Source organism: Microcoleus sp. PH2017_12_PCY_D_A (assembly GCF_020738565.1).
In the GTDB taxonomy this organism is placed as follows: domain Bacteria; phylum Cyanobacteriota; class Cyanobacteriia; order Cyanobacteriales; family Microcoleaceae; genus Microcoleus.
On the sequence record NZ_JAEQCI010000042.1, the window covers coordinates 19,303 to 39,966 of the forward strand.

Consider the following 20,664-nt stretch of genomic DNA (forward strand, 5'->3'; position numbering starts at 1 on the left):
CCAGAGGTGTATTGTGCCAGATTTTATCAGTTCTGTTATAAGTTCGATCGCATTTTTCGACTCTGCCATTCCAGATATCCCAATCCTCAGCAACGGAATCGCAGCCGGGACAGAAGTAATTATCATCGATGCAGCGCGAGATGGAGTAGCACAAATTACGGAAGTGCTAGCGAGTCGCAGCAATATTAAAAGCATTCATATTATCTCCCACGGTCGATCGGCGAGTTTGCAGCTAGGCGCGATCGACCTAAACTTGACAAATTTAAAAACATATGCTAAGCAATTGCAGTGTTGGTCGCGATCGCTCGCCCAGAGTGCAGAGATTTTGCTGTACGGGTGCGATGTGGCGGCGGATGATGCGGGCGCTAACTTCGTGCAGCAAATCAGTAGGCTAACAAAGGCAAAAATTGCTGCTTCAACAAAGCCGATCGGCAATTCAGCTTTAGGGGGAAACTGGCTGCTAGATTATACAACGGGAAGGATTGTGGCTGGGCTGGCGATCGACCCAGCCACAAGAGCCGCCTATCAATTCGTGTTCGGCCTCACCCTCTTGGGACAAGCAGGATTTCCCGCAGCTACAACTTTTGGAGGAACCCAGGTAGGCGGACTGTCGGGCCTTACCTACGCGGGCAACAACACTTACTACGCTATCTCCGACGGCCGCAATATTCCTGGTGCCAGTCCCGGCCCGTCTCGCTTTTACACCCTCACTATACCTAATGTGAGTTCGGGTATCTTGACACCAGCATTAGGACAAGTTAATTTTACAGCGGTAACACAGATTGGCAATCCACCTCCCTTTGCCGCAGATACTTCAGATACAGAGGGCATTGCCTTAATCGGCAGTAATGTCTTCGTCTCTTCTGAAGGCAATTTCTCGCCAACTCCAACTATCCAGCCTTTTATCAATAGATTCGACATTGCCGCGGGACAGCAAAACCTAGCGCTGCCTATTTCTTCTCCCAAATACGACGTATCATCAGCAGATACTACCAGCGGCATCCGCAACAATCAAGCTTTTGAAAGTCTGACCATTACTCCCAGTCAAAGTTTTCTGTTTACAGCAACAGAAAATGCTCTCGAACAAGACGGCCCTGCTACACTTACAACGGCTACGATTGGCACGCGATCGCGCATTTTAAGATATAACTTAGCCACAAACACCGCAAACGGAGAATTTCTTTACAACACCGATCCAGGCAACGGCATTTCAGAAATGCTGGCCGTTGATGATAATACGCTACTGGTTTTAGAACGTTTTTTCAACCCAGGGCCGCCGGCTTCAGGCGATTTGAAGCTTTATCAAATTTCTTTAAACGGTGCGACTGACATTCAAAGCAATACTGGCTTGATTGCTTCTGGTGTTGCTGGCATTACACCGGTATCGAAAACTTTAATTGCTGATTCTACTTATTTCCTCAGTGCAGGCACTCCGCCACTTGTAGACAATTTTGAAGGGATGACATTTGGGCCTCCTCAAACGGCAACTGGGAAGCGAACCCTGATTCTTGTCAGCGACAACAATTTTGCCCTTCCCACCAGATTCGCAGCCTTTGCAGCCAACAACGCACCTGTACTCAACAACAGCGGAACGCCAACACTAACAGCAATTAACGAAGATGTAGCTTCTGCCAGCAACACCGGCACCTTAGTTTCTGCTTTAATTGCAGGTGCTGTTACAGAGCTCGACACCGCCGACACTCAAGGAATTGCAGTCACGGCGACAGACAATACTAACGGCAGTTGGGAATTTTCAACTAATAGCGGTGCGACTTGGACGGCATTCGGCACCCCGTCAACAGCAGCAGCGAGACTGCTAGCAGGCAATGCGAGCATCCGCTTTGTTCCCAATGCTGACTACAACGGCAGTGCCAATATCACGTATCAGTCATGGGATGGAACGACGACTAACTCTAGCGGTACTATCCTCACGAATGGGGGGACGGCTGATATTTCGACTGCTAGCAGCATCGGAGGTTTAGCAGCTTTCAGTACGGCCAGCGAGACAGCAACTATTACCGTTAATCCTGTCAACGATGCACCGTCGTTTGTCAAGGGGCCCGATCGCAGCGTCAATCACAGCGCAGGCCCGCAAACCGTTGCTGCATGGGCCACAGCCATTTCACCAGGGCCGGCGGACGAGTCAGCACAAAACGTCAACTTTCAAGTGGTGGGGAATGACAATCCCGGTTTATTCAGCGTACCACCGGCGATCGGCTCTTTCGGACAACTGACTTTTACCCCCGCCACAAGTGCAACTGGCAAGGCTAATATCACTCTCAACCTCAGAGACAGCGGCGGTGCAGCTAACGGTGGCGTAGATACTTCGGCAAACCAGACATTTGTGATTAACATCACCAACGCTGTGCCAACAGCCAATCCCGACACCTATAACGTTTTGCACGATCGAGTGTTAACCGGATTTCCATCCGTCTTATTCAATGACTTCGACATCGACATTTTCGACACGTTGAGTGCCGCTGTTGTCACAGGGCCCACCAAAGGTAAACTCGTACTCAATCCCAAGGGTGACTTCACTTACACTCCTAACCCTGGCTTTGTTGGAATTGATACTTTCACTTACAGCGTTAGCGATGGGGCTGCGACTGTCCCCAGTACGGTGAGTATTGATGTTACGAACAGTCTGCCGATCGCTATTCCCGACACCTACATCGTCAGGCACGATCGCGTGTTGACCGGATTTCCATCCGTTTTATTCAATGACTTCGACCCCGACATTTTCGACACGTTGACTGCTGCTGTTGTCACACAACCGACTAAAGGTAAACTCGTACTCAATCCCAAGGGTGACTTCATTTACACTCCCAGCCCCGGATTTGTCGGAGTTGATACTTTCATTTATAGCGCTAGCGATGGCGCTGCAACTGTCCCCGCCACGGTGAATATCAACGTTACGAACAGTGTGCCAACAGCCAATCCCGACACCTACAGCACCAGTGCAGGAAAAGCCCTCAGCGAAATATTGCCGGGAGTTTTAGCCAACGACACCGACGCGGATTTAGACACGCTGACTGCTGCATTGGCCGCAAACCCGACGAAAGGGTCGATCGCCCTGAGCAAAGACGGTTCTTTCACCTATACTCCTAACGCAGGCTTTTCTGGGACAGACACATTTACCTACACAGTCAGCGACGGCATAGTTAGCTCTGCACCCGCTACCGTGACTGTAAACGTCAACAATAACCCGCCTGTCGCGATTCCTGACAACTATACAACTCCTTTTAATACCCCTCTCAACGTGGCCGGTTTGGGAGTCTTAATCAACGATAAAGACCCGGAAAACGATCCGCTGACTGCGGTTTTGGTAGCAAATCCGGCTAAAGGGTCGATCGCCCTCAACGCTAACGGTTCCTTCAGTTACACTCCGAATGCTGGTTTTGCAGGGACAGACTCTTTTACCTACAAAGCTAATGATGGGAAGGTGGATTCTGCGATCGTCACAGCCAGCATTGTTGTCAATAATCCGACAACTCCAACTCCGGTAACAACTCCAACTCCGGTAACAACTCCAACTCCGGCGACAACTCCAACTCCGGCGACAACTCCAACTCCGGTAACAACTCACTCCAACTCCGGTAACAACTCCAACTCCGGCGACAACTCCAACTCCGGTAACAACTCCGACTCCGGTAACAACTCCAACTCCGACGGAAAGTCCAACTCCGGTAACAACTCCGACTCCGACGGAAAGTCCAACTCCAGTAACAACTCCAACTCCGACTCCGGTAACAACTCCGACTCCGACGGAAAGTCCAACTCCGGCGACAGCTCCGACTCCGGTAACAACTCCGACTCCGGTAACAACTCCGACTCCGGTAACAACTCCGACTCCAACTCCCACGGGAACTCCGAGTCCAACTCCGAGTCCAACTCCGAGTCCAACTCCGAGTCCAACTCCGAGTCCAACTCCTGTTGACTCTGACAGCATTGGTGGCGGTAATGCCGACGATCGCACTTGCGACGAAATTACCCTACCTGCGATCGGTTCAATTCCGGGCCCGAATTCAGTCGATCGCACTTTCAACGGCACCGACGGCAACGATTTCCTGATCGGCAGCAATCTCAACGATGCGATCGACGGTTTCAACGGCGACGACATTCTGCTGGGCGAAAGCGGTAACGACAATATTTACGGCGGGCGGCCCAGCAATGTCCCGCTGGGGCCGAATGCAGACAGAGACTTGCTGTTTGGCGGCAGAGGTAATGATTACCTCAGCGGCGATGCGGGCGACGATCTCCTGATCGGTGGTAAAGGCGATGATGTGGCTCACGGCGGCAAAGACGATGACTTGATTTGGGGCGACAAGGGCAACGACACTCTGGTGGGGGCTGAGGGTAACGACTGCTTGTTTGGAGGCACTTTTGACCCGTCTAGCCCTGACTCGAACGGGGAGGATTTGCTGTTTGGCGGTGCTGGCAACGACTTCTTGAACGGGGGAGATGCTGCAGATACTCTCAGCGGTGGAGAGGGCAACGATACGCTGAACGGTGGCAAGGGCGATGACGTTCTGGTGGGGGGTACGGGCAACGATCTGCTGTTGGGCGATCGCGGCAGCGACAGCATTTGCGGCGCGGATGGGGATGATACTATTTTCGGCGATCGCGCGATCGGCTTTAACGGAGCTCCAGATTCCCTCTGCGGCGGTGCTGGCAACGATTTGCTGTTTGGTAACGGCGGTAATGACAACCTCTGCGGCGGTGAGGGCAACGATACCCTCTACGGCGGTAAGGGCGACGATACTTTGGCTGGGGGTTTAGGCAACGATCTTCTCAGTGGTGGCATTGGGCGCGATCGCTTTATTTTAACCGCAGGTGAAGGCAGCGATGTAATTGCTGATTTCACTAAAGGTGAAGATTTGCTAGTGTTAGCGGGCGGTTTAACTTTTGCTCAACTCACTATTACCCAAAACCCTAATTCAGGTGCGATCGCGATTTCTCAGAACGGTCAACTCTTGGCTGCGGTGAATAAAGTGGCTGGTAGTGCGATCGATCGCAGTGATTTTATCCTGTTTGGGCGATCGAATTAACGGTAGGGTGCGTCAGTTTAATAACTCTCAATCATCACCGACAATCTCGGAACTGACGCACCACTAGCAGTAGGGTGCGTCAGTTTAATAACTCTCAATCATCACCGACAATCTCGGAACTGACGCACCACTAGCAGTAGGGTGCGTCAGTTCCGAGTTTATGAGTCGAGCGCGAAAATCTCACGCTTCTGACGCACCCTACTTCTGACTGCATATCAGGCGATCGTTTCCGTAGACTACCCCAGAAATGCTGTAGGTGAAATGCAAGCCGCGATCCATCCCCAACTTCAATTCAAAGATTACGAACCCTTACATCCCGGTGAACCGATGTTTCTCACATTTACGGGAGAATCGCTCCCCTATCAAGGAGAATCTACAGTTTTCCCTGTATTCATTAACGAAGCCGCCTATTACGAAAAGCACATAGGGATGCTTTTGACAAAAAACAACAGCTTCAGCTTGAAACTGCATAAAATCATGTCGCGTCAATTACCATAAATACAAAAGGTTTGTAGTGAGGACTTCAGTCCGCATCCATCCCAGGACTGAATTTCCAACTATCGAACCAATCTTACTAAGGTGATTCGATCGGACATGATATAACTCCCCAATGATTCAAAATATGACTTTTATGACATTAGGGTTATGACTTTTATGAATTCAAGCAATGAATTTATGAATTGACGTATCATATCACCTATGTAATAATATTAATTAATTTCAAGTCAACAAGTATTTTTGGTCAAAAACACAAGTGAATCTAAACTTATCAGGATCGAACTTATGGAAAGTACAGGTATACTTGCAATCGATCGCGAACAGCAGCTAACAGCAGCATTAGCCACCTTTGGTAACAGCGGTCAGCTTAATTTTTTCACTGCATCCAGTCAATTTAACGGCAGCGTTCCCAGCAACGGCTTTGACCAGGCTCATTTGACAGCGATCGCGATCGAACAACAACAAATAGCAGATTTTATCGTACCAGAAACAAGCGAGATCCTCAGCTACTCAGCCAACAATCAACTCGCAAGCGGTACATCTCATGCTCCCCAAACATCTAACTCAGACGATCGCGCGATCGGGACAGATCCGCTAACAGGAACGACAACGGCCTCTCAGTTGAACTTATCATATCCAGACAACACCTTAGCCACTGCTCGAAATGTTGTAGGCGTGGAGAACGGCCGCATCAACTTGAGCGATTTTGTCGGAGTTGGCGATCGCGACGACTATTACCGCTTTACTGTCAATAGCAATAGCGATTTAAGCTTGCGTCTCGACGGCTTGAGTGCCAATGCCGGCATCGAGTTAATTCAAGACAAGAACCGCAACGGTCGGACTGATTATGATGAATTTCTTGACTGGGATTATGCCGGAACCGGAACATCTGGCGAGATAAATTTTTTGTGTCTGACTCCAGGAACTTACTATGTCGGAGTCTATAATTACGTGGGTTCTACGAATTACAACTTGACTTTTTCTGCCACGCCTGGTAATGGTTTTAGCAGCAATTACGGATACGGCTTGCTCGATGCAAATGCAGCAGTTTCCCGCACGCTCAACCGCCCCAATATGTTCCCTCAAGTTTCTAATTTGGGGGAAAATGATTGGGGACGAGACACGATTAATGCGCCGGAAGTGTGGAATCAGGGAATTAGTGGAAAAGGCATCGTAGTCGCTGTTGTCGATAGCGGAGTTGACTACACCCATCCCGATTTGGATGACAATATTTGGCAGAATGCGGGTGAAATTCCCGACAACGGCATTGACGACGATCGCAACGGATATATAGATGATATCCGGGGATGGGATTTTGTGTATCAAGACAACAATCCGATGGATTTTGACGGTCACGGGACTCACGTAGCAGGTGCGATCGCCGCAGAACGAAATGATTTTGGCATAACTGGAGTTGCCTACAATGCCAAGATTATGCCTGTCAGAGTTTTGGATGCCAACGTTGAAGGATATCCTGACGAGATAGCTGCTGGAATTCGCTATGCTGCGGATAATGGAGCTAATGTAATTAACCTCAGCTTGGGTGGGTGGTATCCTTCCCCGCTGGAAGATGAAGCAATTGGGTACGCAACAGACAAAGGAGTTGTTGTCGTCATAGCAGCAGGAAATGAGGGTTTTACTGAACCAGACTATCCAGCTATCAATGCCGATCGCTTGGGAATTGCTGTAGGAGCAATAGATGTAAATGACAGGATGGATGAATACTCAAATCGCGCGGGTTCCAAAGTTTTGGATTACGTAGTTGCACCGGGAATAGATATCTATTCTACAACTCCTGATGATAGCTACGAAATCAAGAGCGGCACATCGATGGCAACCCCTCACGTAGCGGGTGTGGCGGCTTTAGTTTTGAATGCCAATCCGACTTTGACTCCGGCTCAAGTTGGGTATATCTTGACGACTACAGCCAACCCAAATGCGATAACTGTCTAGAAACAACAGGCAGCAACTATTCCGAAACTTTAGCCGATCGCCCTACAACCCCGCTAATTTGTCTTGTTAGAAGTTCTGGGAGCCCGATCGACTAAACACTCGCCAATTTACCAAATTTGCAATTTTAGGGTGAGGAATTATGACTATTACCCGCGTTTCTGTAGAGGAAGCAGGCAATCGGGCGATCGCCCCTGGAGATTTCCTCTCTGTGTAGATATCTCCTTAGCAAAAAAATCGGTAGTGCTGTCCCCACTGGCGAATCTTGTATACAAGACAACACGCTTGGGATAAGGAATGAGAATTAAATAACTTACACTCTTGAAAGTGGGATGGGCCTTTATAGCCCGTCTATAAGGGACGGGCGGGACGCCCATTCCACAATAATTAAAATTGTAAGTTATTGACAGGAGCGATCCTAAGACTGTCTTGGGAATAAAAGGATGTGAACAAAGAGACACTGCGATCGATCTCCTTGCAGCGCAATCATAAAAAAAGCTTAACCCAAGCGTATTGGACTTTATCTAGGTTTTAGACAATAAAGTGCTGGGATTTTTTGTCGGTTAATTTCGGTTAATTACAGTTGACGGCGCTGGGACAAAAGGAAGAAACCGGGTTTTTCATCGATATTGATTGAGGATTTTTAGCAAATATTTCCTAAAAAACCTGGTTTCTGGCCACCTATGTCACTCTACTTTTCCGAATTGGGATTATTTTAGATATCCCCAAGCTGCTAATTTGTGACTTACGATACCTTGAATTTCCTGGGCGATCGCATCTTCAGGGCGATCGGCATCGATCCGGAAAATTCGAGATTGATTTTCCTCGGCTAATTCCGTAAAACCTTGCTGTACGCGCTTGTGAAACTGCAAATGGGCTTGCTCGATGCGATCGCGCTCTCCCCTGGCCCTTACCCTTGCCAAACCCTCCTCCACATTAATATCCAGCCACAAAGTCAGATCGCTTTCCAAGCCGCCGGTGGCAATTGCATTCAACTGCTTAATTAAATTTAAATTAAGATTGCGGCCGTAGCCCTGATAAGCAATCGTGGAGTCTGTAAAGCGATCGCATAAAACAATCGTTCCTTTCGATAACTCGGGTTTAAGAAAAGTTTCGACGTGCTGAGCGCGATCGGCAGCGTACATGAGTAATTCTGCTACATCAGATACAGATTCACCCGGATCTTGTTTTAGTAACAAATGCCGCAGTCCTTTTCCCAACTCCGTACCCCCCGGTTCGCGAGTAGCGACCAACCGGACTTTCTGAAAACAACTTAATTGCAGCCAATGTATCAATCGCTGCATTTGAGTAGTTTTTCCCGCACCTTCTACCCCCTCAAATACGATAAGTTTGCCCTTCATTCCGTAACTTTCCACCTCAATAAAATAAATATAAATCCTTCCGTATATCTGTGCTAGGTTCGGTATGATGATAAAGTCTAAGTGCCTCACGGTTGGAGTTTTTTATGGCTCGCTATACTGGTTTTTTTATCGTTGCAGTTCCGATCGACCGTCTCCGTCAGTCCCTGATTGAAATTTTAGAGTCATGCAATCTTGATATTATCTACAATACAGGAGATTCCCTCATGGCTCGCGAACTTCCCGGTCAAGTTTCGATTCCCAAACTTGTCACCGCCGAAGTCCTAATTGAGAAAAACGCGGCTAGCGACTCAGAGGTTCGCATGAACTTCGTGATCAAAAATGAGGAACTGCCCCTGCAAACCAATAACCACTGCCGTCAAATGTTCGAGCTAGTCAGTCGTTCAGTTATGAAAAACAATAACTGGCGGCTGTTGGAAAGTATGGCACTGTAGCCATAAATCATTAGTCCTCAGTCATCAGTCATCAGTCATTAGTTCCAGGCTAATGACTACTTACTGATGACTTTTATTTGGTAGACCTAAATTTAAGCTCGAAACTGCCGGCGCAGCAGCAAAGAATTGGTAACAACGCTAACAGAACTAAATGCCATAAATGCACCGGCTGCCGCAGGACTAAGTAAAATTCCAGTTGCAGGCAGCAAGAGACCGGCCGCAACAGGAATTCCCAGAGTATTGTAAGCAAAAGCCCAGAATAAATTTTGGCGAATCTTATTAAAAGTAGCGCGACCAAGGTCGATCGACTCAACAACATCCATCAAAGCATTTCGCATCAGCACAATTTGAGCAGTCTCAACCGCGACATCAGTGCCACAGTGCAAACCGATACCGACATCAGCTTGAGCCAAAGCCGGGGCATCATTGATTCCATCTCCCACCACAGCCACTTTACAGCCTTGGGCTTGCAAACTGGCGATCGCCCGAGCCTTACCCTCCGGCCGCACTTCGGCCAAAACATCAGCAGCCGCCAAACCTAGCTGCTGGGCCGCCGCCGCCGCCGCCGACGCCGTATCGCCCGTCAGCATCATCACCCGCAATCCCATGCCCCGCAGGCGATCGACCGCCGCCTTAGCATCCGGCCTCAGAGTATCTTTTAGCCCGATTACCCCCAGCAAAACACCCCCAGAAGCCACGTAAACCGCCGTTTTGCCTTGGCAAGACTCCAAAAGTTCCGCAGCCACAGCGACGCCCTGTTGGCTCATCCACTCAGCATTCCCAGCGAACACCCGCCGGCCCTCCACTAAAGCAGAAACCCCGAAGCCCGGTTCCGTGTAGAAATCATCAGCAGGTAGCAGCGGCAAACCTTGCTGTTGAGATTCCCGCAAAATCGCCGCGGCGATGGGATGACAAGCGCCCCTTTCCACTGCGGCGGCAATTTGCAGCAGTTTTGAGTCAATTGTGGAACAGGCATCTTGTTTGTTACCAGAAACACCATCAATTGCCGACATTGTGAAAGAGGCATCTTGTTTGTTACCAGAAACACCATCAATTGTGGAAATTGTGGAAATTGTGGAAGAGGCATCTTGCCTGTTGCCAGAAATATCATCAATTGCGGACATTGTGGAACAGATATCTTGTTTGTTTCCCACATTAATATCCGAGTTCAAATCCAACTCAGAATTCTGGAAAATCGGCAAATAATCTGTGAGTGTAAGATTTCCAGTTGTGAGAGTGCCAGTTTTGTCAAAAACTACAGTATCTAATTGATGCACCCGTTCTAAAACATCACCACCGCGAATTAAAAGCCCGCGCTCCGCCCCGATGCCAGAACCGACTAAAATTGCAGTTGGGGTAGCTAGTCCCAAAGCGCAAGGACAAGCAATGACTAAAACTGCGATCGCCAATTTCAAACTTAACAGCAAAGAAGATTGATAATGAATCGTGGGTAATTGACTTCCCATATTCATTGCCCCGTGTCCCATCTCCATTGCCCCGTGTCCTAAAAGCACAGAAGGCCAAAGATGAGTTCCGGCAAAATACCAAAATAGGAAAGTTAAAACCGATATCGCCATTACGCCATAGACAAAATATCCGGCGACAGTATCAGCTAAATGTTGAATCGGCGCTTTGCGAGTTTGGGCCGCTTGCACCAAAGCCACCATTTGAGCTACAGTTGTTTCTTGACCGGTGCGAGTTGCCCGCATCACAACTGCCCCGGATTTATTGATAGTTCCCGCCGCGACTGTATCTCCTGGTTGCTTCAAAACTGGCATCGATTCGCCAGTCAGCATCGATTCATCTACGGTTGTTTTACCTTCGCAGACTTCGCCGTCTACCGGAAATTTTTCACCGGGTAAAACTTGCAGCCATTCTCCGACTCGGACGCGATCGGCTGGAATTTCAATGTATTGTGGATTGTAGACCGCAGATGTCGAGTTTGCAGGCAATTCTTGAGAGTCCAAATCTAAAATCGGGAGTTTAAAATCAACTAAGCGGGCTGTCGCTGGTTGCAGTGCGATTAAAGCTTGCAAAGCTGATGCAGCGCGCCGTCTGGCTTGCTGTTCGAGAGTTTTGCCCAACAAGATAAAGCCCAAAAGCATCACCGGTTCGTCAAAAAAGCACTCCCATCCCATCCGTGGAAACAGCAGCGCCGCGTTGCTAGCCGTGTAAGCCGTGACAGCGCCTAAAGCTACCAAAGTGTTCATGTTTGGTGCGTTTCGCCACAAACTGCGACAGCCGTCAACGATAATCGGGCGGCCAGGTAGCAGCAATGCGAGGGTGGCGAGTCCCCAGTGAAACCAAATGTTGCTGAGAATTGGGGCTTTGGTGCCGAGTATGTGTCCTAAACCGGATAGAATAATTAGGATGAGGGCGATCGACAATTGATTGATTTGCTGTCGAATTTCTTGTCGCCGCCGTTCAATTGCCGCCGCTTCTGCTTCCCGCTGATTTTCACCTAAACGAGACTGAGTGGGAAATCCGTTATCAGTCAACTTTTTTGCTAAAGAATCTGCATCGACAGCGCCCGGTTGACACTCAACGGTTGCGACTTCTACAGCTAAGTTAACGCAAGCAGAAATTACGCCTGAATGCTGCATGAGTTGGCGTTCAACTGCTTTGGCGCAACCCGCACATTTCATCCCGCTGACATCGAAAGTAACAAGTTCGGGCGGCGGAGATTCTTTAATTGGGATGATTTCTGATTGATTTTCGGGGAGTGTTTTGTGAAGAAATTGCATTTATTTTTTCGGTATTGATTAGAATGTTTTGGTGAGAACAGAAAGTGTTTAATATCAATTTCCTCAGCATCAGAATTATTCATCTTTCTCTTCTCTCCCTCTGCGTCCTCTGCGTTCTCTGCGGTTAAATCATTCCGATACAACCGGAATTGATATAATGCACAGCCTAGACAAATGCCTATATTTTTATCATAGATAAATTTTCTGGCATCTTCCGAAAGTGTTATTTTTTTTTAATTCTTATTAATCGCAGGCAGTTGCAACCGTTTCGCCTACTTGATACAATCATGGAATTGGTTAGTTAGTATCCAGTTTTGATTTAACGCATTTAGCTATGACAGAAGCAGATAAATTTTATATTGTCAAACGTCCTGCTGGTAATTGCGAGATTTTGCCCATAGCCCAATTAGAAGCACAAAACCCTACTATTATTGAACAGTGGGGCCCTTACGATTCTGCTGAAGATGCGATCGCCCGTCGCACCGGATTAATTCGCGCTGGTAAATGTCAACCGCAATAAACGAACTTGGAAGGACTAAAGTCCTTACTACGAACCTGGTTTGTAGTGAGGACTTCAGTCCTTCTTTACAGGTTTGTAGTGAGGACTTCAGTCCTTCTTTACAGGTTTGTAGTGAGGACTTCAGTCCTTCTTTACACAGTCCTTCTTTACAGGTTTGTAGTGAGGACTTCAGTCCTTCTTTACTGAAGTTTTTATGACTAAAAACTACTTAGATTTAGCAGGTACCGCACTCGGTTTAGGCTGGGCCGCAGCGGGCTTAGAAGGCGTCGCCTGCGGTTTCGACTCAGCCTTACTATCTCCTGTTTTACCAGTAACTTTATTGGTCAAAATTTCCAAAGCTTTCGCGTACTGCGGATCTGCCGTCGTAGCAATTTTATCGCGATCGCGCCGCAAATCCTGTTTTTGAGCGTCAGTGAGTTCAACCACAACATCCGGTTTAATTCCCATGTGATTGATATCAGTGCCATTGGGAGTAAAATACTTGGCAATTGTCACGGCCAAACCGGCACCATTTCCCACACCGCGTACCGACTGAACCAAACCCTTACCAAACGTTTTTGTTCCCACCAAAACCGCGCGCTTGTTGTCTTGCAAAGCACCGGATAGAATCTCGCTAGCACTTGCTGAACCGCCATCTACAAGTATAACCAAGGGTTTGTCGGTGATCTCTCCTTTGTTTGCGGTTTGTCGATCGGCCTCACCGACGCGATCGACCGTAGAGACGATCGTACCTTCTTTGAGCCACATCCGAGCAATTTCAATACTGCCGTAGAGCAAGCCACCAGGATTGGAACGCAAGTCTAGAATATAGCCTGCCACCTTTTTCTGTTCCAAATCCTTAATTGCCGATCGCATTTCCGATGCAGCGTTCGCGCTAAACTGATTTAAGCGAATATAACCGATTTCGCCGATCGGGCTTTTCTGCACCGACTTCCGCACGGGATGAATTTCAATTTTAGCGCGTTTCAGCTTAAAATCTATTTCCTTGTTGCCCCGCAAAACAGTCAGCGTCACCTCAGTATTAGCCTGGCCGCGAATCAAACTTACCGCTTGATTCGTATCCATACCTTCGGTAGTTTTGCCGTCAATCTTAGTAATGATATCTTTTGCTAGAATACCAGCAGTAAAAGCAGGAGTATCTTCAATGGGAGAAATCACCACCAACTTCTTAGTTTTCTCATCTTGAGTCAACTGAATCCCAACTCCTGTCAATTCCCCAGAAGTTTCAACCTGCATATTTTTGAACTCTTCCGGGTTCATAAACCGCGTATAAGGATCGTCCAGCTTCTTCAGCATTTCTCGAATTGCTTTATAAGCTTCCTCATCGCTAGTATAAGTCCGGTTCAAATAATCATTCCGCACCGCTTTCCAGTCAACCTGGTTAAAAGTGCCATCAACATAACTTTTGTCAATAATCTGCCAAACTTCATCAACCAACTCTTTAGGACTTCCCCTAAAAGAAGCCAGGGATTTAGAACTGCAACCAGTGTTGGCAAGAGTTGCAGCAGTGAGTAACACCGCTGCTGCACTTAGAACAAGCCCTCGTTTTGTTATAACCATTTGTCTGACGCGCGGGAGGAAAAGAGTTCAGAATAATCACGCCCAATCTAACACAGGCAAGGCTCGGTCGGATTTTGGATACATATTTATTCAACTTTGCCGAGTTGTATAGCCCGTAGGGCGTGCACCGCGCACCGATTGATATAGCCCGTAGGGCGTGCACCGCGCACCGATTGATATAGCCCGTAGGGTGTGCACCGCGCACCGATTGATATAGCCCGTAGGGCGTGCACCGCGCACCGATTGATATAGCCCGTAGGGCGTGCACCGCGCACCGATTGATATAGCCCGTAGGGCGTGCACCGCGCACCGATTGACTCTTTGTCCCACCGAATAACACCCATCGATCGGCATTTCAGCGTCTTGATGCCGTAAAACCAAGCTTCTCAAGCAATTTTACTTGATTAAAGCCTGAAAAATCCGAAAGTCAAATAGTCAAGCGGCGCGCAGTGCACACCCTACTGTAGTCTTCTGTTATTCAGGTTCAACCCAGCGATCGTCCGACTTAATCAAATTAATCAATTCTGCCACACCTTCAGACTCAGGAACCTTCTTAATCTCATCGCGGCCGCGGTACAGAGAAATATAACCCGGTTGCTTCCCGACATAGCCGTAATCAGCATCAGCCATTTCCCCCGGGCCATTGACAATACAGCCCATCACTGCAATGTCCAAACCAGTGAGATGCTTCGTCGCCTCTCTCACTTGATGTAACACTTCCTCCAAATTAAACAAAGTGCGGCCGCAGGAAGGACAAGCCACATACTCAACCATCGTTTTCCGCAATCCCAAAGCTTGCAGAATGCTGTAGCAGACAGGAATCTCCTTTTCCGGGGCCTCTGTTAGCGAGACGCGGATAGTATCGCCGATACCGTCAGCCAACAGCGGTGCGATACCAGCCGTGGATTTGATGCGCCCGTATTCGCCGTCGCCAGCTTCCGTAACGCCCAAATGCAGCGGGTAATCCATCCCCAATTCGTCCATCCGGTGCGCCATCAAGCGGTAAGCAGCCACCATCACCGGCGCGCGGGAGGCTTTCAGGGAAATCACTATGTTGCGAAAGTCCAGGGATTCGCAAATTCTGATAAATTCCAGGGCGGATTCCACCATGCCTTCCGGGGTGTCGCCGTAGGTAAACAGCATCCGTTCAGCGAGGGAACCGTGATTGACGCCGATTCGCAAAGCTTTGCCTTGGTCTCGCAGGGAAATCACCAGAGGTTCCAGGGTTTCGCGGATTTTTTCGCCAATTTCCGCGAATTCGGAGTCGGTGTATTCGCTTCTGTCGGCTTTCGGCTTCTCGAACACGTAAAGCCCCGGATTGATTCTCACTTTGTCTACGTGTTTGGCCACTTCCAGCGCAATTTTCATCCCGTTGTGGTGGACATCGGCAACCAGGGGCACGGGTTGGTAGGTTTCGTGCAGTTTTTGCTTAATTTCGGCTAAAGCTTTGGCGTGGGCCATGCTGGGCACGGTAACGCGGACGATTTCGCAGCCTATCTCGTGCAAGCGCCGTATTCCTGCGACCGATCCGTCGATGTCGAGGGTGTCTTCGTTAATCATCGATTGTACGACGACTGGGTTGCCTCCGCCGATCGTGATGCTGCCGACTTTGACGGGACGGGTTTTGCGGCGTTTGATGGTGGTGTCGAATACTGGTTGGCTAGATGCGGTTTTAGTTGGATTGGGCAGAGTTTGCATAATTGATTGGTAGAGTTTTGTTACGAAGGTCTATAAAATTGTGTCTGCTGTTTTTTAGGTTGCCATAGAAATGACCTGTTTGGACAAACAGGTTTATCGAACTAAAAGCCAACCATCACCGGGAAGGCGAACTGAAGTTGAGCCGGTGGAACTAAACCCAACCTACAAAATACAGTTAAGATACAGGCTAGGCTGAGATAAACCTTGATATTGGTTGGCGGTGAGGAGAATGGTTTGGACACCGGGGCAGCGGTTAAATGGCGATCGGTATATTATTGAAGGCGAGTTAGGTCAGGGTGGCTTTGGCGTCACGTACCTAGCGAAGAAAGCGCAAAACCGGCAGCGGGTTGTCATCAAAACGCTGAAAGACGACTTATTGAGCGATCGACATTTTGCCCGGTATCGGGACAAATTCCGGGATGAGGCGCTACTGCTATCTTTGTGCAAACATCCCAATATTGTGCAAATAGAAAACTATTTCATTGATGGTAATTTGCCTTGTATTGCGATGGAATATGTGGCAGGGAAAGATTTGTGGAAATTGGTAGAAAAGCGCGGTATCCTGTGGGAAACCGAAGCTTTAAACTACATCCGCAAAGTGGCAGAAGCGGTAATAGTAGTTCACGAAAAAGGTTTGCTACATCGGGATATCAAGCCACAAAACATTATGGTACGCGACAATTTTGATGCAGTTTTGATTGACTTTGGTTTGGCACGGGGTTTTATTCCAGATCGCACTCAGCAAATGACTGTTGGATTAACACATGGTTTTGCGCCTCCCGAACAGTACGGGGAAATCGGCAGATTTGCTAAGTACACAGATGTTTATGCTCTGGCGGCAACGCTATACTATTTGCTAACGAAAACACCACCAACTCCTGCATTTATGAGGGCTTTAAATTATTCTTTAAAGCCGCCGTTTCAGATTAATCCTAATATTAGTGATGCGGTGCATCGGGCAATTCTTAAAGGGATGGAAATGGATGAGACAAAGCGCCCTCAGTCGGTTCAAAAATGGTTGGCTATGCTTCCCCAATCCCCCGGCAATCGGGGGCAAAGAGGGGGTGTTTTGCCAACGATTCCTAGCCCGCAGCCACAGCCGCAACCTATAAATTTGATTTCAGCAAAAGAAGGAGTGGATTATCGTAAACTCGATCGGCTGTTGGCTCGCGGAAAGTGGAAAGAGGCGGATGAGGAAACGGCAATAAAAATGCTGGAAGTAGCGGGGAGAACAAAGGATGGCTGGCTGAGGGGTGAAGATATCGATCGATTTCCCTGTGCAGACTTGCGAACTATTGACCAACTTTGGGTAAAATACAGTAATGGACGTTTCGGCTTTTCGGTACAGAAACGCATCTATGAAAGTCTGGGGGGAACTGGGAAAGATGATGAGAAAATTTGGAAAGCTTTTGGCGATCGGGTAGGTTGGCGCGTGAATAAAGAATGGTTGTACTACAACGATCTAAAATTTAACACCAAAGCACAAGAGGGGCACCTCCCAAGAATGGGTTTGAGTGTGGGGGGGAGGTTTGGACTGTTGCGGATTAGGGTGGGGTACTCTTCTCTCGCGTCGAGACTTGTAGAGTGTAACATCTAAGGGTTACAGGGTTTCGTGAAGATTTATGACAGAGGCTTAAACCACGAAACTGCGCCACTTCTAGGTTTCCGATACCTGGCACTGGCCGGACTCAAATAAAAGGCTACCAGCGACACTAATTGTTAACATAATGTTTGATGTCGAATGAACTTTCAAATTATCGGAAACATTACTAATATTCAAACAATAGCAGTTGGCAACTCAATTCGGGAAGTAGAACGTTTGCAGAAAAATTATGGCAATGGACGTTGGAGAAAACTCAAAGGAATTGCAACAATTATCTTGACTGATGGTACAGCCTGCGAAGCTGAGTTACATTGGTACGAAGCACACGGCATTGGAAAAAAAGAAATCAAAATCAAATATATTTTATAGGAGGAGTTATGAATCCCCATAACTTAGAAACACAATTTGTAGTTTGCATTAACAATCAAGACTATCAAGCATCCTTGGAAGTGCGAAAGATTTATCAAATCATACCGGATAATCGCGCTGCGGAACATCAATTTATCCGAGTTATTGATGAATCCGGCGAAGATTATTTGTATCCAGTTACATATTTTGTGCCCATCGCATTGCCGAAAGCCGTAGAAGCAGTATTTGCATAGGAGAAATTAACAATGCTATCTGTAGAAAAATGCCCAATTTGCGGCGGTGAAATAGTTATCAAAGAAGTTGATAAAATTTTACGGGGCGGCAAGCATACTGCTATCTTAAAAGTATCCGCTGAAGTTTGCCTAAGCTGTGGAGAACGGTTGTACTCTGTGGAAACAGTTAGGAAATTTGCCAAAATTAGACAGCAATTGCAGCGAGAAGAGACTCAAGAATTTCAAGCGATGGGGCAATCTTTTCGCGTTGGGTAAGTTATATGATAAAAATTCTGCTTTGAGTAATTGGCAAACCTAGAAGCACAAAATCCTGTTTCGTAACAGTTTCTCTACAATGCAAAACTTAACTCAATTAACTCAGCTTGAATTAGTGCTCCTTGCATTGGTAGCGAGAGGTCAAGGAAAGTGGAGTTGGTACGAACTCGCAAAGCAACTTTCTTATCGAGATGTACCGCGAGAACCTGACATGATGGTTGTCTTAAAAAAACTGGCTGCTGATGGCTTAGTTAAACGATATATCGAAACAGGTTCGTGGCGCGACAGATGGGAATTGACGGCCCAAGGATCGATTTTGATGACAGACGCAACCGTTTATGAACTCACTACTTTATCCGAATATGAAGTTTAACTTACCAACCAAATTTGTAGTTTGCATTAACGATCGAGACTATCAAGCATCCTTGGAAGTCCGAAAAATCTATCGCATCATACCCGATAATCGCGCTGCGGAACATCAATTTATCCGAGTTATTGATGAATCCGGCGAAGATTATTTGTACCCAGTCGCATATTTCGTGCCGATAGAATTGCCGAAAGCTGTAGAATTAGGTGGGCTGGGGGCGGGTTTATGAAATTTTGCGTTTTGTCCGATAATTTTTGGCGAACCCGCCGCTACAAACTGCTGTTCATCCAACCGCAGCATCTAACCACGTAATTAAATCCTCTTCACTTGTAAAATCCAATAAAGCTTCTCCCAAATCGTCTAACTGTGCCGCAGATAACCCCTGGATGCGAGTTTGAACTTCCATTGTAACATCACCTACCCGCCGCACAATCTGACGCATAATTAATCCTATTTCCCCCTCAATTTTACCCCTTTCGATTCCCTGTTCAATTCCTTGTTCAATTCCTTGTTGTATTCCCTGTTCAATCCCTTGTTGAAGTCCTTGTTGTATTCCTTGTTGTATTCCTTGTTGTATTCCCCTTTGAATACCAATCTCTATCCCTTTTGTCACAGAACCTAGTTGGTCTTGGATAAACATTTCTCGCTTGTCTACATCATTTAATTCGTCGAGGGTCAAATTTGCTCGGTTGGCAATTCCCATGGCGGTATTAATCTCTGCAACTGACCCCAAGGTCTCTGGTACTACTTCCAATGAGGGTGCGTTTTTCATGAAGTAAATCCATTTTTCGGGCAGGGTTTCGAGTTCATTCAATTCTTTTTTGAATTTGGGTAACTCGACAAACACTAATTTGATTTCGCAGTTGGGATAGACGAATTTTTCTTCGGTTTCTGTGAATTCAAAGTGGGAAATTAGTTTGTCGCTGTTTTCAAATAAGATGAAGTCGGTGATGGTTAATGCAATGACTGGTTTTAATCTTAAATAACCTTCTCCGGCTTTGAGTTGAGTTGAATAGGTTTTGGCGGCGTTGTACACGACTCGTTTTTCAAAGGCGGCTACGTTGAGTACCTGCATTTCGACTATTACGGTTTTGTTTCCGGTAATCTTGGCTTTGACATCTAGGTAGGTGTCTTTTAATCCTGTGATGCTTCCGGCTGAATAAGGGTCAATTATTTCTATTTCTTCGATTGTGGATTCTCCGTTATACAGCATTGCATTTAGGAAGCTGATTAAAATTTCTGGATGTTCTGAAGATGCGAAGATTTTTTTGAATGCAAAGTCTGTTTTGGGGCTGATGAAACGCATATATTTTATAATTTTTTGTGAACCGCAGAGGGCGCAGAGGACACAGAGGAATAAAAAGAGTAAAGATGAGGAATTAGGGCGGGTATGGACACCGCCCTAATAAATTATTTAAGTTCAGCTATTAGCCTGTGGCTTGAGTTGTTGTTACAGGTGACATAACTAGCTTTCCAGTTATATCCATTGTGGCCAGTTTCAACACTTCGTTAAATGCTAAACCCCGAATTTTGAGTTCCCACCGAATGCCTTTTGCTTTCATCCGCTTGGCTTTTCGCATATCGACATCCGCAGCTTTTTGATGCAGCAGCAAATATTTCATTGCTGCTGTGGCTTCTACTTTTGTGGGATATGCAATGTAGGTGATAAATCCGCCTTCCCAATGGTTGGCGTTGCGGATGCTGCTGATAGTCGCTACTCTCGGACTAAATCGGTTCCAGTATAGGTCGCTGTAGCCGATCGCCTGTGTGTTCGCTTGGAGTTGATTTGCCATTTGACTTAACTCCCATAACCTTGTGTGCGGGGTTGGCAGTACCGTTTTGGTTTTGCTATTTATATTATAGCAAATTAATGCGGAATGGGAATGGGAATTTGGGATTTTTTAATATCCGTTTGCGATCCTAATTTACGAAATTTTTGTTACAGTTTTTGACCTGATATTATGCTATGTCAATTATTTGTACAATGGTTTGATTGTTGGGAATGC

At 47.2% G+C, this 20,664-nt stretch carries 19 protein-coding genes; 13 read left to right on the forward strand and 6 right to left on the reverse strand.

Features of this window, described 5'->3' with window-relative positions; all coding sequences use genetic code 11:
- Positions 1 to 13 precede the first annotated feature (13 nt).
- The 5 genes from JGK39_RS13385 to JGK39_RS13405 all read left to right on the forward strand — a co-directional run bounded on the left by JGK39_RS13385 (position 14) and on the right by JGK39_RS13405 (position 7,499).
- On the forward strand, positions 14 to 3,937 hold the full coding sequence (locus tag JGK39_RS13385) for an Ig-like domain-containing protein (RefSeq protein ID WP_293322223.1): 3,924 nt from the start codon (positions 14 to 16) through the stop codon (positions 3,935 to 3,937).
- Positions 3,934 to 4,071: a hypothetical protein gene (locus JGK39_RS13390; protein ID WP_293322226.1), complete on the forward strand. Its 138-nt coding sequence runs from the start codon at positions 3,934 to 3,936 to the stop codon at positions 4,069 to 4,071. Before JGK39_RS13385 ends, JGK39_RS13390 begins: the two co-directional genes overlap by 4 nt.
- Positions 4,072 to 4,202: 131 nt before the next feature.
- The gene (locus JGK39_RS13395) at positions 4,203 to 5,048 is read left to right on the forward strand and encodes a calcium-binding protein (RefSeq protein ID WP_293297464.1); all 846 of its coding nucleotides are present in this window, start codon (positions 4,203 to 4,205) and stop codon (positions 5,046 to 5,048) included.
- 261 nt (positions 5,049 to 5,309) lie between these two features.
- Positions 5,310 to 5,546 carry a succinylglutamate desuccinylase/aspartoacylase family protein gene (locus JGK39_RS13400; protein ID WP_293254115.1) on the forward strand — a complete coding sequence of 79 codons (237 nt, stop codon included), beginning with the start codon at positions 5,310 to 5,312 and terminating at the stop codon, positions 5,544 to 5,546.
- A gap of 285 nt (positions 5,547 to 5,831) precedes the next feature.
- The gene (locus tag JGK39_RS13405) at positions 5,832 to 7,499 is read left to right on the forward strand and encodes a S8 family serine peptidase (protein ID WP_293254118.1); all 1,668 of its coding nucleotides are present in this window, start codon (positions 5,832 to 5,834) and stop codon (positions 7,497 to 7,499) included.
- Positions 7,500 to 8,206: 707 nt separating this feature from the next.
- On the opposite strand, the gene tmk is transcribed toward JGK39_RS13405, so the two are convergent.
- Positions 8,207 to 8,857 (reverse strand): dTMP kinase, encoded by a 651-nt coding sequence (gene tmk, locus JGK39_RS13410; protein WP_293254121.1) that lies wholly within the window; start codon positions 8,855 to 8,857, stop codon positions 8,207 to 8,209.
- Positions 8,858 to 8,961: 104 nt separating this feature from the next.
- On the opposite strand from tmk, the gene JGK39_RS13415 reads away from it, so the two are divergent.
- On the forward strand, positions 8,962 to 9,309 hold the full coding sequence (locus tag JGK39_RS13415; RefSeq protein WP_293123495.1) for a hypothetical protein: 348 nt from the start codon (positions 8,962 to 8,964) through the stop codon (positions 9,307 to 9,309).
- Positions 9,310 to 9,401: 92 nt separating this feature from the next.
- On the opposite strand, the gene JGK39_RS13420 is transcribed toward JGK39_RS13415, so the two are convergent.
- A complete protein-coding gene (locus tag JGK39_RS13420) occupies positions 9,402 to 12,053 on the reverse strand; it encodes a heavy metal translocating P-type ATPase (RefSeq protein WP_293254124.1) in 2,652 nt (883 codons plus the stop codon).
- A 334-nt stretch (positions 12,054 to 12,387) separates the two neighbouring features.
- Here JGK39_RS13420 and JGK39_RS13425 point away from each other — a divergent pair, with 334 nt between their 5' ends.
- A complete protein-coding gene (locus tag JGK39_RS13425; protein WP_293254127.1) occupies positions 12,388 to 12,573 on the forward strand; it encodes a DDE transposase family protein in 186 nt (61 codons plus the stop codon).
- Positions 12,574 to 12,777: 204 nt separating this feature from the next.
- Here JGK39_RS13425 and ctpC read toward each other — a convergent pair whose 3' ends face one another.
- Both ctpC and ispG read right to left on the reverse strand, forming a co-directional pair.
- Positions 12,778 to 14,133, reverse strand: coding sequence for a carboxyl-terminal processing protease CtpC (gene ctpC, locus JGK39_RS13430; RefSeq protein WP_293254130.1), 1,356 nt, complete (start codon positions 14,131 to 14,133; stop codon positions 12,778 to 12,780).
- 474 nt (positions 14,134 to 14,607) lie between these two features.
- Positions 14,608 to 15,831, reverse strand: a complete 1,224-nt coding sequence (ispG, locus tag JGK39_RS13435) for a (E)-4-hydroxy-3-methylbut-2-enyl-diphosphate synthase (protein ID WP_293254133.1) — start codon at positions 15,829 to 15,831, stop codon at positions 14,608 to 14,610.
- 229 nt (positions 15,832 to 16,060) lie between these two features.
- Here ispG and JGK39_RS13440 point away from each other — a divergent pair, with 229 nt between their 5' ends.
- From JGK39_RS13440 to JGK39_RS13465, 6 genes are all read left to right on the forward strand, one after another.
- Complete coding sequence (locus JGK39_RS13440; RefSeq protein WP_293254136.1) at positions 16,061 to 17,428, forward strand: serine/threonine-protein kinase; 1,368 nt, start codon at positions 16,061 to 16,063, stop codon at positions 17,426 to 17,428.
- Between the two features lie 144 nt (positions 17,429 to 17,572).
- On the forward strand, positions 17,573 to 17,803 hold the full coding sequence (locus JGK39_RS13445; RefSeq protein ID WP_265233720.1) for a hypothetical protein: 231 nt from the start codon (positions 17,573 to 17,575) through the stop codon (positions 17,801 to 17,803).
- A gap of 8 nt (positions 17,804 to 17,811) precedes the next feature.
- Complete coding sequence (locus JGK39_RS13450) at positions 17,812 to 18,036, forward strand: hypothetical protein (protein ID WP_293254140.1); 225 nt, start codon at positions 17,812 to 17,814, stop codon at positions 18,034 to 18,036.
- Between the two features lie 12 nt (positions 18,037 to 18,048).
- Positions 18,049 to 18,291: a YgiT-type zinc finger protein gene (locus tag JGK39_RS13455; protein WP_293254142.1), complete on the forward strand. Its 243-nt coding sequence runs from the start codon at positions 18,049 to 18,051 to the stop codon at positions 18,289 to 18,291.
- 79 nt (positions 18,292 to 18,370) lie between these two features.
- A complete protein-coding gene (locus JGK39_RS13460; RefSeq protein WP_293254145.1) occupies positions 18,371 to 18,664 on the forward strand; it encodes a hypothetical protein in 294 nt (97 codons plus the stop codon).
- Entirely contained in the window at positions 18,654 to 18,887 is a 234-nt protein-coding gene (locus JGK39_RS13465; protein WP_293254148.1) for a hypothetical protein, read from the forward strand. Before JGK39_RS13460 ends, JGK39_RS13465 begins: the two co-directional genes overlap by 11 nt.
- A gap of 54 nt (positions 18,888 to 18,941) precedes the next feature.
- Here the strand turns inward: JGK39_RS13465 and JGK39_RS13470 are convergent, their stop codons facing one another.
- Positions 18,942 to 19,964, reverse strand: a complete 1,023-nt coding sequence (locus tag JGK39_RS13470) for an Rpn family recombination-promoting nuclease/putative transposase (protein ID WP_293254152.1) — start codon at positions 19,962 to 19,964, stop codon at positions 18,942 to 18,944.
- Between the two features lie 121 nt (positions 19,965 to 20,085).
- The gene (locus JGK39_RS13475; RefSeq protein ID WP_293254155.1) at positions 20,086 to 20,451 is read right to left on the reverse strand and encodes a hypothetical protein; all 366 of its coding nucleotides are present in this window, start codon (positions 20,449 to 20,451) and stop codon (positions 20,086 to 20,088) included.
- Positions 20,452 to 20,664 lie beyond the last annotated feature (213 nt).

Coding starts and splice junctions, on each gene's coding strand:
- ctpC (WP_293254130.1), bottom strand. CDS start 14,133: ATGGTTATAACAAAACGAGGGCTTGTTCTAAGTGCAGCAGCGGTGTTA.
- JGK39_RS13400 (WP_293254115.1), top strand. CDS start 5,310: ATGCAAGCCGCGATCCATCCCCAACTTCAATTCAAAGATTACGAACCC.
- JGK39_RS13460 (WP_293254145.1), top strand. CDS start 18,371: ATGCAAAACTTAACTCAATTAACTCAGCTTGAATTAGTGCTCCTTGCA.
- JGK39_RS13445 (WP_265233720.1), top strand. CDS start 17,573: ATGAACTTTCAAATTATCGGAAACATTACTAATATTCAAACAATAGCA.
- JGK39_RS13405 (WP_293254118.1), top strand. CDS start 5,832: ATGGAAAGTACAGGTATACTTGCAATCGATCGCGAACAGCAGCTAACA.
- JGK39_RS13425 (WP_293254127.1), top strand. CDS start 12,388: ATGACAGAAGCAGATAAATTTTATATTGTCAAACGTCCTGCTGGTAAT.
- JGK39_RS13420 (WP_293254124.1), bottom strand. CDS start 12,053: ATGCAATTTCTTCACAAAACACTCCCCGAAAATCAATCAGAAATCATC.
- ispG (WP_293254133.1), bottom strand. CDS start 15,831: ATGCAAACTCTGCCCAATCCAACTAAAACCGCATCTAGCCAACCAGTA.
- JGK39_RS13440 (WP_293254136.1), top strand. CDS start 16,061: ATGGTTTGGACACCGGGGCAGCGGTTAAATGGCGATCGGTATATTATT.
- JGK39_RS13450 (WP_293254140.1), top strand. CDS start 17,812: ATGAATCCCCATAACTTAGAAACACAATTTGTAGTTTGCATTAACAAT.
- JGK39_RS13455 (WP_293254142.1), top strand. CDS start 18,049: ATGCTATCTGTAGAAAAATGCCCAATTTGCGGCGGTGAAATAGTTATC.
- JGK39_RS13465 (WP_293254148.1), top strand. CDS start 18,654: ATGAAGTTTAACTTACCAACCAAATTTGTAGTTTGCATTAACGATCGA.
- JGK39_RS13475 (WP_293254155.1), bottom strand. CDS start 20,451: ATGGCAAATCAACTCCAAGCGAACACACAGGCGATCGGCTACAGCGAC.
- JGK39_RS13415 (WP_293123495.1), top strand. CDS start 8,962: ATGGCTCGCTATACTGGTTTTTTTATCGTTGCAGTTCCGATCGACCGT.
- tmk (WP_293254121.1), bottom strand. CDS start 8,857: ATGAAGGGCAAACTTATCGTATTTGAGGGGGTAGAAGGTGCGGGAAAA.
- JGK39_RS13470 (WP_293254152.1), bottom strand. CDS start 19,964: ATGCGTTTCATCAGCCCCAAAACAGACTTTGCATTCAAAAAAATCTTC.